At 69.8% G+C, this 12,721-nt stretch carries 13 protein-coding genes; 1 reads left to right on the top strand and 12 read right to left on the bottom strand.

What is annotated here, in order from left to right; all coding sequences use genetic code 11:
- The first annotated feature begins 46 nt into the window (after positions 1-46).
- A complete protein-coding gene (locus tag E6A21_RS11400) occupies positions 47-1,231 on the top strand; it encodes a PrsW family intramembrane metalloprotease (protein ID WP_138444261.1) in 1,185 nt (394 codons plus the stop codon).
- A gap of 45 nt (positions 1,232-1,276) precedes the next feature.
- Here the strand turns inward: E6A21_RS11400 and nusB are convergent, their stop codons facing one another.
- The 12 genes from nusB to E6A21_RS11340 all read right to left on the bottom strand — a co-directional run bounded on the left by nusB (position 1,277) and on the right by E6A21_RS11340 (position 12,663).
- Positions 1,277-1,687 carry a transcription antitermination factor NusB gene (gene nusB / locus E6A21_RS11395; protein ID WP_138444260.1) on the bottom strand — a complete coding sequence of 137 codons (411 nt, stop codon included), beginning with the start codon at positions 1,685-1,687 and terminating at the stop codon, positions 1,277-1,279.
- Positions 1,687-2,250, bottom strand: a complete 564-nt coding sequence (efp, locus tag E6A21_RS11390; RefSeq protein WP_138444259.1) for an elongation factor P — start codon at positions 2,248-2,250, stop codon at positions 1,687-1,689. Before efp ends, nusB begins: the two co-directional genes overlap by 1 nt.
- Positions 2,251-2,380: 130 nt before the next feature.
- Positions 2,381-2,893, bottom strand: a complete 513-nt coding sequence (locus E6A21_RS11385) for a tetratricopeptide repeat protein (RefSeq protein WP_138444258.1) — start codon at positions 2,891-2,893, stop codon at positions 2,381-2,383.
- The gene (gene aroB, locus E6A21_RS11380; RefSeq protein WP_138444333.1) at positions 2,890-3,993 is read right to left on the bottom strand and encodes a 3-dehydroquinate synthase; all 1,104 of its coding nucleotides are present in this window, start codon (positions 3,991-3,993) and stop codon (positions 2,890-2,892) included. Before aroB ends, E6A21_RS11385 begins: the two co-directional genes overlap by 4 nt.
- Position 3,994: 1 nt before the next feature.
- Positions 3,995-4,564, bottom strand: coding sequence for a shikimate kinase (locus tag E6A21_RS11375; protein ID WP_138444257.1), 570 nt, complete (start codon positions 4,562-4,564; stop codon positions 3,995-3,997).
- Entirely contained in the window at positions 4,561-5,760 is a 1,200-nt protein-coding gene (gene aroC, locus E6A21_RS11370; protein WP_138444256.1) for a chorismate synthase, read from the bottom strand. The genes E6A21_RS11375 and aroC overlap by 4 nt, the downstream gene beginning before the upstream one ends.
- A 26-nt stretch (positions 5,761-5,786) precedes the next feature.
- A complete protein-coding gene (locus E6A21_RS11365; protein WP_138444255.1) occupies positions 5,787-6,662 on the bottom strand; it encodes a shikimate dehydrogenase in 876 nt (291 codons plus the stop codon).
- Positions 6,659-8,563, bottom strand: a complete 1,905-nt coding sequence (gene mltG, locus E6A21_RS11360; RefSeq protein WP_246036406.1) for an endolytic transglycosylase MltG — start codon at positions 8,561-8,563, stop codon at positions 6,659-6,661. Before mltG ends, E6A21_RS11365 begins: the two co-directional genes overlap by 4 nt.
- An 86-nt stretch (positions 8,564-8,649) precedes the next feature.
- Positions 8,650-9,210: a Holliday junction resolvase RuvX gene (gene ruvX, locus E6A21_RS11355; protein WP_138444254.1), complete on the bottom strand. Its 561-nt coding sequence runs from the start codon at positions 9,208-9,210 to the stop codon at positions 8,650-8,652.
- A 10-nt stretch (positions 9,211-9,220) separates the two neighbouring features.
- Positions 9,221-11,899: an alanine--tRNA ligase gene (alaS, locus tag E6A21_RS11350; RefSeq protein WP_138444253.1), complete on the bottom strand. Its 2,679-nt coding sequence runs from the start codon at positions 11,897-11,899 to the stop codon at positions 9,221-9,223.
- Positions 11,900-12,025: 126 nt separating this feature from the next.
- On the bottom strand, positions 12,026-12,238 hold the full coding sequence (locus tag E6A21_RS11345) for a hypothetical protein (protein WP_138444252.1): 213 nt from the start codon (positions 12,236-12,238) through the stop codon (positions 12,026-12,028).
- Between the two features lie 44 nt (positions 12,239-12,282).
- Positions 12,283-12,663: a DUF948 domain-containing protein gene (locus E6A21_RS11340; protein WP_138444251.1), complete on the bottom strand. Its 381-nt coding sequence runs from the start codon at positions 12,661-12,663 to the stop codon at positions 12,283-12,285.
- Positions 12,664-12,721 lie beyond the last annotated feature (58 nt).

The following is a 12,721-nucleotide window of genomic DNA, read 5'->3' as shown; positions in this document are numbered from 1 at the left end:
TTCGACCCTCACTCGCCTGACGACGGTCCCAAGCTAGCCTTGGGGCATGACGAGCAACGCGCCGTGGCCGCCGAGAGCCGGGCGCCCGGGACTTCCCCAGCAGGTCCTCTGGGATGTGCCCCAGCCGCCGCAGCCCCGGCCCGCGCGAGCCCCTGGCCTCACCGCCCTCCTGTTGGCGGGCGGGGTGCTCGTCCTCGCGGGGCTCGCGCTCGTGGTGCCGTTCCTGCTCTCCTCGACCGGAACGGGCGGCCTCGCGATCGGCTTCGTGCTCTCCCTCGTGCCGCTCGCCATCGTTCTCGGGACGGTCGCGTTCGTGGACCGTTGGGAGCCCGAGCCCAAGCTGCTGCTTGCCTTCGCGCTCGCGTGGGGGTCCGTCGTCGCCGTCGCGACGACGACGCTCGCCCAGCCGGTCTTCATGGCCGCCTTCGGGCCGATCCACTCCGACCGGGACGCGACGCTGTCCTTCCTCGCGACGGTCGAGGCGCCCTTCGTCGAGGAGCTCTCCAAGGGAATCGGCCTCCTCGTCCTGTTCCTCGCGGCACGGAAGTACTTCGACGGGCCCGTGGACGGGGTCGTCTACGGCATGACGATCGCGGCGGGGTTCGCGTTCACGGAGAACATCCTGTACTTCGGACGCGCGTTCGCCAGCGGGGAGAGCTCGGGTTCGGCGACGGGCCTCGTGGTCATCTTCATGCTGCGCGGGATCCTCTCGCCCTTCACGCATGCGATGTTCACGGGGACCCTCGGCGCAGTCCTGGGCTTCGCGGCGAGGCGGTGGAACGCCGGGCTGGGGATCGTGGCGTTCGTCGTCGGGCTCGTCCCGGCCATGCTGCTCCACCATCTGTGGAACAGTTCGGGCGAGAGCTTCTTCTTCCTCTACGTCGCGGTCCAGGTTCCGCTCTTCTGTGTCGCGGTCGCGGGGATCTACCTCCTCCGCCGGGCCGACGCCCGCCTGACGCATCGGCGGCTCACCGAATACGCCGTTGCGGGCTGGTTCACGCCGCTCGAGGTCGACATGCTGGCGACGCCGCGGGGCCGTCGGGCAGGGCTCCGCTGGGCCGCTGCGCGAGGCCGGGCATCAGCCATGAGGCGGTTCATCCGCGTTGCGACGGAGCTTGCCTACACGCGGCAGCGCGCCCTGAGCGGCCGGGACCTCACCGGCTACGCCATCGCCGAGAAGGGCTATCTCGACGAGGCGGGCCGGCTCAGGGCGCTGATCGTCGCTCCCTGAACCGGCCCTAGCCGTGCGCTGTCCGCCCCTCGTGCCGTCGGTTCCTCAGGCGAGGAGCGTGGGCTTGAGCGACTGGAGCCGTCCGAGCAGGCCGTTCACGAACGCAGGCGAGTCGTCGGTCGACATCGTGCGGGCGAGCGCAACCGCCTCGCTCACTGCGACGGTGTCCGGGACCTCGTCGTTGAACAGCAGCTCCCAAGTGCCGATGCGCAGGATCACGCGGTCGACGGCGGGCATCCGCTCGAGCGTCCAGCCTTGCGCGTAGGTGCGCAGGATCTCGTCGATCTGGCCCTGCTTCGAGACCACGCCCGAGACGATCTCCTCGGTGTACGGATTGATCTGCTGGTCCGTGCGCTCAAGGCGCCGCTGGATGACCTCCGAGGGCGCGACCGAGCGCTGCTCGGCTTCGAAGAGGATGTCGAGGGCCCGGCTTCGGGCCTTGCCGCGGGCGCTCACTAGTCGTTGACACGTCCCAGGTAGCTGCCGTCGCGCGTGTCGACCTTCACCTTGGTGCCCGTCTCGAGGAAGAGCGGAACCTGGATCTCGTAGCCCGTCTCGAGGGTGGCGGGCTTGGTGCCCGCGGAGGACCGGTCGCCCTGCAGGCCCGGCTCCGTGTACGTGATCTCGAGGGTCACGCTCGGCGGGAGCTCGATGTAGAGCGGCGAGCCCTCGTTGAGCGCAATGAGCACGGTCTGGTTCTCGAGCATGAAGTTGGCGGCGTTGCCGACGGCCTCGCCCGGAATGGTGATCTGGTGGTAGTCCTCCGTGTCCATGAACACGAAGTCGCTGCCGTCCTTGTAGAGGTACTGGTAGTCGCGGCGGTCGACGGTGGCGGTGTCAATCTTCGCGCCGGCGTTGAACGTGCGGTCGACCACCTTGCCCGAAGTGATGTTGCGCATCTTCGTGCGCACGAACGCGCCGCCCTTGCCCGGCTTCACGTGCTGGAACTCGATGACGTTCCAGAGCTGGCCGTCGATCTTCAGGACGGTGCCGTTCTTGATGTCGTTGGTCGTTGCCACGTATCCCTCTCATGTCTGCGTGCTGGCGTCACCGAGACAGGGCCAGCCGCACGCGCGGAAATCCGGGATCCATTCTACCCGTGGCAGAGCCGCACTCCCCCGAGGGCCTCTCGCCCGCTCAGGTCCGGCGTCAGGCGGTCGAGCCGTACCGCTCTTCGCGTGCCCTGCCGAGCGCGACGGTGCTCGTGTAGATGAGGCTCGCGTCGGCCGCCGCAGCGACGCGCAGCTCGAGGGCCTTCGCGAAGGCGTCCTCTGCCGCCGCGAACTGCCCTCGCGTGAACTGGATCTTCCCGAGGTACTGCTGCACCGTGGCTTCGCGCGGAGTCCCCTTGACCTCGGCCAGGATCTGCCGCGCCCGCTCGAGCGCCCGGTCGTTGCGGTTTCCGAGGCGCAGGACGTCGAGCTCGAGCACCTTCAGCTGGAACGATTCCGGCTCGTGGTAGCGCGCCTCGACGATGAGCTCGGCGGCCTTGCTGACATGGCCGCGGGCGAGTTCGACGACGGCGCGGTCCTCGAGCGAGCCGCTCGCCTCGAGGGCCGCCTCGCACCGTTCCTCGTCCACGACGACCGCGTTGAGAGTGTCCGGGTCGACGGCGATCCCGGGGAAGCCGGCGTCGGGCCACTCGCGTCGGTCGATCATCATGTGGTGATTCCTTCGGCGATTTCCTGATAGGCAGCGAACAGGAGCGACGTGTCCGGAACGTCGAGGATCCCAGGCTTCGCGACGTCGTCGAGCACGACGAAGCGCAGGAGGTCGCCTCGGGCCTTCTTGTCCCGGCGCATGCCGTCCAGCAGCGCCTGCCAGCGGTCGCCACGGTACGACGTCGGGAGCCCCAGGCCTTCGAGGATGCTGCGGTGCCGGTCTGCCACGCTGTCATCGAGCCGGCCGACGCTCCGCGCGAGTTCGGCCGCGAACATCATGCCCACACTCACCGCCGCGCCATGCCGCCACTGGTAGCGCTCCGCGAGCTCGATCGCGTGCCCCAGGGTGTGGCCGTAGTTGAGGATCTCCCGCCGGCCGCTCTCCTTGAGGTCCGACGAGACAACGTCGGCCTTCACCGCGATGGCGCGCTCGACAAGCTCCCGGAGCGTCGCGGAGCCGGGGTCGGTGCAGCCCTCGGGATCGCCCTCGATGAGGTCGAGGATTGCCGGATCCGCGATGAAGCCGCACTTCACGACCTCTGCGAGCCCGGAGACGAGTTCGTTGCGGGGCAGGGTCGCAAGCGCATCGAGGTCGGCCAGCACCGCGGCCGGCGGGTGGAACGCGCCGACGAGGTTCTTGCCTTCCGCCGTGTTGATGCCGGTCTTGCCGCCGACAGCTGCGTCGACCATGCCGAGCAGGCTCGTGGGGAGATGGACAACGCGGACGCCGCGCAGCCACGTCGCGGCCACGAACCCGCCGAGGTCGGTCACCGCACCGCCGCCGACCGAGACGATCGCGTCCGAGCGGGTGAAGTCGTTCTGGCCCAGCACCTGCCAGCAGAACGCGGCAACCTGGATGTGCTTGCCCTCCTCGGCGTCAGGGATCTCCGCGGTGAGGGCCATGAAGCCGTCGGACTCGAGGGACTCGCGGACGGCGTCGCCCGTCGCGCGGAGGGCCCGCGGGTGGATGACGAGCACGCGCTTGACCCGCTCGCCCAGGATCGGCGCAAGGCGATCGAGGAGCCCGTGTCCGACGACGACGTCGTAGTTCTCCTGAGGCTGGGAGCCGGTGACCCTGATGACCGTGGGGTCGCTGCTGATGTCAGTGTCGGCGCTCACGCGTCAGCTCCTTCTGGAGGGGAATCAACTGGTCCGCGACCGCCTGCGCCACTTCGTCCGCCGTTCCGCCGGCGGCGTGGACCTTGAGGGTCGCTACTGCTTCGTACAGCGGGCGGCGCCGCTCCATGAGCTCGCGCCAGCTCGCCTCCGCCTGTCCGTGGAGGAGCGGACGGTCCTCGCTGCCCACGAGGCGCGGCGCGACGTCTTCCCACGCGACCTCGAGGTATACGACGTCGTGCCCGGCCACGCGCTCGCGCGTCTCGGGGCGCAGTATCGCTCCGCCCCCGAGCGCAACGACGATCCCGTTCGGGTGCTCCTCTCCGAGCACGTCCGCGATGGCTTGGGCCTCGAGGTCACGGAACACCTCCTCGCCCCGGGCGGCGAAGATCTCCGGGATCGGCCCATGCTGCTCGACGACCCGGACGTCGGTGTCGGCGAAGTCGGCGCCCAGGATCCGGGCGAGTGCGGAGCCTACCGACGACTTGCCGGACGCCATCGGCCCCATGAGGAGAACCGTGCGCCCGACAACCGGGTGTGCTGCGGCAGACGTCATCGCGTGATCGAGTCCATCTCGGCAGGGATGTTCGCGAGGAAGGATTCGAGGTTGCGCCTGGTCTCCCCGACCGAGTCCCCGCCGAACTTCTCGAGCACGGCCTGGGCCAGCACGAGGGCGACCATGGCCTCGGCGACGACGCCCGCTGCGGGCACCGCGCACACGTCCGAGCGCTGGTGGTGGGCCTTGGCGGCCTCGCCCGTGGCGATGTCGATCGTGCCGAGCGCGCGTGGGACGGTCGCGATGGGCTTCATCGCAGCGCGGACGCGGAGCACGTCCCCGATGCTCATCCCTCCCTCGATGCCGCCCGCACGGTTCGTCGAGCGCACGATCTTGCCGGAGGCGTCGCGCACGATCTCGTCGTGAGCCTGCGAACCCCGCCGGGCCGCGGTCCGGAACCCGTCGCCGACCTCGACGCCCTTGATGGCCTGAATGCCCATGAGCGCGGCGGCGAGCCTGGCGTCGAGACGGCGGTCCCAATGGACGTAGCTCCCGAGTCCGGGCGGCAGCCCATACGCGAGCACCTCGACGACGCCGCCGAGCGTCTCGCCCTCCTTGTGCGCGGCGTCCACCTCGGCGACCATAGCCGTCGAGGTTTCGGCATGGAAGCAGCGCAGCGGATCGGCGTCCAGGGCGTCGACGTCCGACGGGAGCGGCAGCGGCGCGTTCTCGGGAGCGGCGACGGCCGCGATCTGCGTCGTGTGGCTCACAAGCTCGACCCCGAGCTGGCGGAGGAAGTTCGCGGCGACGGTGCCGAGGGCGACTCGGGCCGCGGTCTCGCGGGCCGAGGCGCGCTCGAGGACCGGACGGGCCTCGTCGAAGCCGTACTTCTGCATCCCCGTGAAGTCTGCGTGGCCCGGCCGCGGCCGGGTCAGGGGAGCGTTCCGAGCTACCCCTTCGAGTGCCTCCGGGTCGATGGGATCGGCCGCCATGACCTGCTCCCACTTGGGCCATTCGGTGTTGCCCACCTGGATCGCGACGGGTCCGCCCTGAGTGAGGCCGTGCCGGACCCCGCCCACGAGGGTCACCTCGTCCTGCTCGAACTTCATCCGGGCACCGCGACCGTAGCCGAGACGGCGCCGTGCGAGAGCCTGGCGGACGTCCTCACTCGTCAGCTCGACGCCTGCCGGGAGCCCCTCGATGATCCCCACGAGTGCCGGACCATGCGATTCCCCGGCGGTCAACCAACGCAACATGCCATCCATCCTGCCACGGGGCCCCGCTAGCGAGCTCGCTGCGCAAGGCCAACTGAGTTACACATCACATCTATGACGTCGAGGCGGCGCGCATCTTCTCGTCCTGTGAAGAGGACGATCTGCTCGACCGCCTGGTACACGAGCATCTCGAGCCCATGCAGGGTGCGCCCGCCGCGTGCTTCCCACGCCTCTCCGAGGCGGCTCGGCCATGGGTCGTAGGCGACGTCGAGCAGGACGCCGGTGACGCCGTCGTCGGCCGCCTGCGCTGCCAGCTCCCCCGCCAGGGCATCGGCAGCGCGTGGAGGCAGAGTGCTAACGACGACGTCGGCGGCAGCCAGGGCGGCAGCACCGCCTTCGATGGGCTCAAGGGCGACGGCGAGGCCGAGCCGCTCTGCGAGGGCTGCCGCCTCGGCCGCTCGGCTGGGGTCGCGGACGAGGAAGCGCACCGCCGCCGCCCCCAGCTCGGAGATCGCTGCGACGGCGGCGAGGGCAGTGTTGCCGGCCCCGACGATGACGGGTGCGGCAGCCCGCACGACTCCGGCATGCCGAAGGGCCTCGACGATGCCCGCGACGTCGGTGTTGTGGCCGACGAGCGCGAGCCTCCCCGAGCTCCGTTCGAACGTGACGGTGTTCAGGACACCGAGCACCGTGGCGTTGCCTTCCAGCCGATCCATCGACCCGACGAGCGCGGCCTTGAGCGGCATCGTCACGGAAAGCCCGCACCAGCCGTCCTCGCCCCGGACCTTTCGGACAAAGTCGCCGAGCTGGTCCGGGACGAGGTCGAAGGACACGTACTCGATGTCCACGCCCAGGGCCTCGTACGCGGCGCGATGGAGCGCAGGCGACCGCGAATGGCCGATCGGATGGCCGAGGACGGCCGCCCGACGCCTGCCTGAGGTCACTGGCACTTCCCGGGGTTCGCGGTGCACCACTGCTGGTACTGGGCAACGTTCGCTTGGTGCTCGGCGTACGTCTTCGCGAACTTGGTCTCACCTGTGGCGAGGTTGACCGTGACCCAGAAGAGGTAGTCGTTCGACGTCGGATGGGCCGCGGCCGCTACGGCCTTGGAGCCCGGCGAGCCAATCGGTCCGGGCGGGAGACCGGCGTGCACGTAGGTGTTGTACGGGTTGCTCGCGTCCGCCTTCTGGGCATCGGTGAGCTGGACGGTCTTGGTGCCCAGCCCGTACGTGACCGTGGCGTCGGACTGGATGAGGCCGTTGGTCTGGTCGTTCGGCTTGAGGCGGTTGTAGATGGCGCCGGCCACGTTGCCGTAGTCGGCCTGGCCGCCCTCGGCCTGGACGATGCTCGCGACGGTGAGGACCTGGTACTGCTGGTTCGGGTCCGTGATGCCGTCCTGCTTGAGCTCGTCCGTGGTCGTCGAGACGAGCTTGGTGATGATGTCCTTCGCGGACGTCCCCACGGGGAACCTGTACTCGCCCGGGGCCAGGTAGCCCTCGAGGTTCTTCGCCTTCGCGGGCAGCCCGAACTGCTGGGGCTGGCTGTTGAGGGTGTTGAGGTCGCCCAGGTTCACACCTGCCGACTGGGCGATCGTGGCGAGCGAGTCGCTGACACGGAGCCCCGCGCTCAGGGCGAAGTAGATGACCTTGGCAGTGTCGCCTCCGAGGACTGCTGCCGCGTCGGAGGACTTCATCTGCTTCTTGAACGTGTAGTCGCCCGGGTGGAGGCTGGCCCCCGTGCTTGCGAACGCGTTGAGGAACGTGTCCGCATCCGCGATCACGCCGTCCTTCTGCAGCTCGTCCGCCACGGCCCGCGGCCCCGACCCCGGCTGCACCGTGATGCTGACCTGGCCCGTGCCCGGACCAGGGTAGTCCGTCACCTTGTCCATGCCGAGGAGCGGGCGGAGCACGGCCGCACCGAGGAAGCACGCGCCCACGATGAGGGCCAGCGCGATCGTCATGGAGATGATCGCCTTGAACTGCCGCGAGCGGCGACGGGGCGCCTTCACCACTTCGGCCGAGGCGAAGACCGCCTCGTGCACCGTGGAATCGTCCGGGCCGACCGGGGGCACCGGCTCCGCAAGGAGGGTGTCAGCGGCAGCTACGACGTCGGGCTCACCGGCGACCGCGCTGCCCGGATCGGCGACGTCGACACTGGAGCCGGCCTGATGGCGGAGGGCTGCGTTCCGATGGCGGCCGTCTAGGCCCTCGTCGGGCTGGGCGTCCCAGGCGGCGGTGTCGCCCGCGGCTCGCGGAGCAGCGGACGCATCCAGTGGTGCAGCGGCGGCCCGCACCGCCTTGGCGCGCTTGAGGACGGAGCCTCCGGCGTCGCCTGCCTCCGACGCACCGGTTGCCGCGAGGCTCCTCCCCTCGGCATCGCGGCCCTGGCGCATCCCGGCACCTGGCACGGCCGATTCAGGCGCCTCAGCGCGCGCGCTGGAGGAGGCCGGATCGACGGCCGGCAGGAACCGGGTCGTCTGGGCGTCCTTGCCTGAGGCCGGGTTGGTGGGGCGCCGAAGTCCACGCGCCACGCGTTCTTCGGCCTCGTACACGGGCTCTCCCCTGACGGCGAGGTAGCTGGCCGAGGCGGGCACGGGAGCGGGCCAGTCGGCGAGGGTGCGGCCGGTGCGCGGGCGCGTGCGCGCAGCTGCGGCAGCGCTGCCCGGCGTCGTCGGGGTGGCCTCTGTCCGGCTCCCGACCCGTTCGCCCTCGTCAGAGGGCACAACGGTGGGAGTCTGGGCTGTCGGCACGGTCGACGGCGGGCGGTGCGGCGACGCCGTCGGCCCGGCGGTGGGCGCGGGCGTCGGATTCGACGCGGACTGCTTCCGCTGCTGCGTCTCGGTCACTTCACGCTCCCGAGCCCTCAGCTCGCGGCGCGTCAGAGGCCGGTCAGACGTGGGCCGGGTCTCATGGTCCTGAGGGTCCATCCTGGCTACGCACTCCTGTTCGGGTCGTCTCGGCGGATCCCCCCACCGTGCTCCGCCGCTGGCGGCACAAGTTCTCCGGTTTCGCCGCGACTGTTCTTGAGCAGGTTCAGGGCATGCTCGAGGATGCCGACGGCGGCCACCTGATCCACCACTCTACGGTGATCTCGGGTGGACAGGCCAGCCGAGCGAAGGTTCCGGTGTGCTTCGACCGTGGTGAATCTCTCATCGACCAAGCGGACCTCGCATTCCGAACCGTCCGCGGCCAAGCGGTCGGCGAGGAGCCGTGCGAAGCTCCGCGCCATCGCAGCCGATGCCGATTCGGTCCCGCTCAGCCCCCGGGGCAGTCCGACGAACACTTGGACCGCGCCCCGCTCGGCTGCTTCCCGGGCGACCGCGCGGACGTCCTGGTTCTTCTTGGGGTCCCTGTCGAGGGTCCGGACAGGGCTTGCAAGGATCCCATCCGGGTCGCAGGCGGCGAGCCCGACGCGGACAGTCCCGACGTCGACGCCCAGCCGCACCCCGCGGCGGAACGCCGGGGGCTGCTGGTCAGGAGCTCCGAGGGACATTCTGCGTCCTTCAGCGGGCTGCCACGGCCGTCGAAACGGCGCTCAGGGCCTCGACGACCTTGGAGGCGTCCGTGCCGCCGCCCTGGGCGATGTCGTCCTTGCCTCCGCCTCCGCCCTCGAGGACCGCTGCTGCGGTGCGCACCAGGGCGCCGGCCTTGACGCCGGCTTCCCGGGCTGCCTCGTTCGTTGCCACGAGCACGACCGGCCGCCCGTTCGCGACACCGGCGACCGCGACGGCGGACGCGCCACTGCCCAGGCGTGCACGGAGGTCGAGGGCGAGGCCCCGAAGCTCGTCGGCCGAGCTGATCTCCCCGGCGTCGTGGGTGATGAGGCGAACCCCGGCTGCGTCCTTCGCCGTGCCGACGAGTGCCGCGGCGGAGGCAGCGAGCTTCTCCTTGCGGAGTCGCTCGAGCTCCTTCTCGGCGTTCTTGAGCTTCGCGAGGGTGGAGCCGATGCGCTCGGCGAGCTGGCCCGAGGGAACCTTGAACATCTCGGTGAGCTCGGACACGAGGGCGCGCTCCGCGGCCTGGTGGCGGAATGCATCCAGGCCCACGAACGCTTCGACGCGGCGGTTGCCCGAGCCGACCGACTGCTCGCCGAGCAGGGTGAGCGAGCCGATGAGCGCGGTCGAGTCGACGTGCGTGCCGCCGCAGAGCTCCATCGACCACGGGCCGTTGATCTCGACGACTCGGACTCGGGAGCCGTAGTTCTCGCCGAAGAGCGCCATCGCGCCCGCGGCCTTGGCCTCGGCGAGCGGCATCTCGGACGTGTTCACTGCGAAGTTGTCGCGGATCGCGAGGTTCGCGACCTCCTCGATCTCGCTGCGGGAGGCACCGCTGAGCTGCTCGCCCCATGCGAAGTCGAACCGGAGGTACCCGGCCTTGTTGAACGAGCCGCGCTGGACGGCCTCCGGCCCGAGGATCTGGCGTAGCGCGGCGTGGACGAGGTGCGTCGCGGTGTGAGCCTGCTCGGCGGCATGCCGGCGTTCGCGGTCGACGGCGGTGCGCACGAGGGCGGCGGAGGGAAGTTCGCCTTCGCGGACGATTCCCTTGTGCACGCTGAGCCCCTTGACCGGGCGCTGGACGTCGAGGACCTCGACGACGAATCCGTCGCCCGTGATGAGCCCGGTGTCGGCGGCCTGCCCACCCGCCTCGGCGTAGAACGGCGTCTCCTCGAGGACGATCTCGACCTCGGACCCCGTCGGGGCGCTGCTGATCTGGCTGCCGCGCGTGAGGAGGCCGCGGACGCGGGACTCACCCTCGAGCTCGGTGTAGCCGGTGAAGACCGTGGGTCCTTCGGCGAGCAGCTCCTGGAACACGCCGAGATCGGCGTGCCCGCTCTTCTTCTCCTTGGCGTCCGCCCGCGCGCGCCTCCGCTGGTCCTCCATGAGGGCACGGAACCCCGACTCGTCCACCCTGACGCCGGCCTCTTCGGCCATCTCGAGGGTCAGGTCGATGGGGAACCCGTAGGTGTCGTGCAGGGTGAAGGCCTCCTCGCCCGAGAGGGCGCTTCCCGACGCCTTCGACAGCCGCACCGCTTCGTCGAGTCGGGCCGTACCGGCGGCGATCGTCCTGAGGAAGGCCTTCTCCTCGGCATACGCGATCCGGCTGATCCGGTCGAAATCCTTCTCCACCTGCGGGTAGACGCCCTTCATCGCGTCCCGCGAGGCGGGCAGCAGCTCGGGGAGCACCGGCTTCTCGACGCCTAGCAGGCGCATGGCGCGGACGGCCCGGCGGATCAGGCGGCGCAGGACGTAGCCGCGTCCCTCATTCGAGGGGCTCACGCCGTCGGCGATGAGCATGAGGGCCGAGCGGACGTGGTCGGCGACGACGCGCATCCGGACGTCGTCGGTGTGGTGCGGGTCCTTGTCGGTCTCCGCGGACGTGTACTCCTTGCCGGAGAGCTCGGACGCCTTGTCGATGACCGGGCGCACCTGGTCGGTCTCGTACATGTTCTCGACGCCCTGGAGGATCATGGCGAGGCGCTCCATGCCGAGGCCCGTGTCGATGTTCTTCTTCGGCAGTTCCCCGACGATGTCGAATTCGACCTTCGACCGCACGTTCTCGATCTGGTACTGCATGAACACGAGGTTCCAGATCTCGACGTATCGGTTGTCGTCGGCCGCGGGGCCGCCTTCGATCCCGTAGGCAGGCCCGCGGTCGTAGTAGATCTCCGAGCAGGGGCCGGCAGGGCCGGGCTGGCCCGTGGACCAGTAGTTGTCGCTCTTGCCCATGCGCTGGATGCGCTCGGAAGGGATGGCAGTGTTGGCGAGCCACAGCCGCTCGGCCTCGTCGTCCTCCTCGTAGACCGTGACCCACAGCCGCTCGGCTGGGAGGCCGTAGCCGCCGTCGTCCACGCTCTTGGTGAGCAACTCGTACGCGAACTTGATCGCGTCTTCCTTGAAGTAGTCGCCGAACGAGAAGTTTCCGCACATCTGGAAGAACGTGCCGTGCCGGGCGGTCTTGCCGACCTCCTCGATGTCGCCCGTGCGGATGCACTTCTGGACGCTCGTGGCACGCCGGAAGGGCGCCTCTTCCCGGGCGGTCAGGTACGGGATGAACGGGACCATGCCCGCAACCGTGAAGAGCAGCGAGGGATCGCTGGAGACGAGCGACGCCGAGGGCACCGCCGTGTGCCCCTTGCTGACGAAGTAGTCGACCCAGCGTCGAGTGATCTCGTGCGACTTCATGGCCAGTTGTTCAACCCTTCCAAATTGTCCACCGCGCGGCTCTGGCGCGTGGTGTCGGCGCGGTGGGTGTGCCACCGCAACGGTCCATTGTGCCCCGAACGGCCTCTCGGCCGCGAACGGGCGTGCTCAGGCCTCGATGCCCAGGGCGCTGCGGAGTTCGCCTTCCCTCGTTGCCATCGCCCGCCGGACGTCCTCCGCGAAGTGTGCGGCACCGTCGGCGAACCGGTTCACGGCCCGGTTGAGGCCGCCCTTCGATGGCTCGTCGCGGAGCTGCTGTGCGGCGCGGTAGGCGACCACGCCGACGGCCACCCCGACGGAGAGCCAGATCAGACTCCTCATGCCATTCCCCGTTCCTTGTCCCGTGGCTTCTGTCGTAGGCCCTGTCAACGGCTTCGGCGCCCCGAGGGCCTCGCTGTGCTCCCCCGCTGGGCCCACGCCGTCCTGACCCCGTAGGTGAACGAGGCGACCTTGACGAGGGGCGAACCGATGGTAGCGGCGACGAGCGAGGACAGGGCTGAGACGTTCGCGGTCGCGTCGGAGACGTTGGCCGCGATTCCGTCGACCTTCCGGAGCTGCTCGTGAGTCGTCGACACCGTGGATGTCACTTCGTCCATGAGCGGGGTGGCGCCATCGGCGAGTGTCCGGATCGAGGCCCGCAGCTCGTCGAACACGCGGCCGAGTTTGATGATCGGCACTGCGAGCAACGCAACCAGCACGGCGAACACGCCGGCAGCGATGAGGCCGGCGATGTCGGCTCCGGACACAGGGTTCCTCCTCACAGGACTGCCCGACGGCATCCCTTGGCTACCTTATTACAGTGGT

The organism is Sinomonas susongensis, assembly GCF_005877005.1.
In the GTDB taxonomy this organism is placed as follows: Bacteria; Actinomycetota; Actinomycetes; order Actinomycetales; family Micrococcaceae; genus Sinomonas; species Sinomonas susongensis.
The sequence above is the reverse complement of the archived record's forward strand: the minus strand, read 5'-3'. Positions and strand labels throughout refer to the sequence as shown.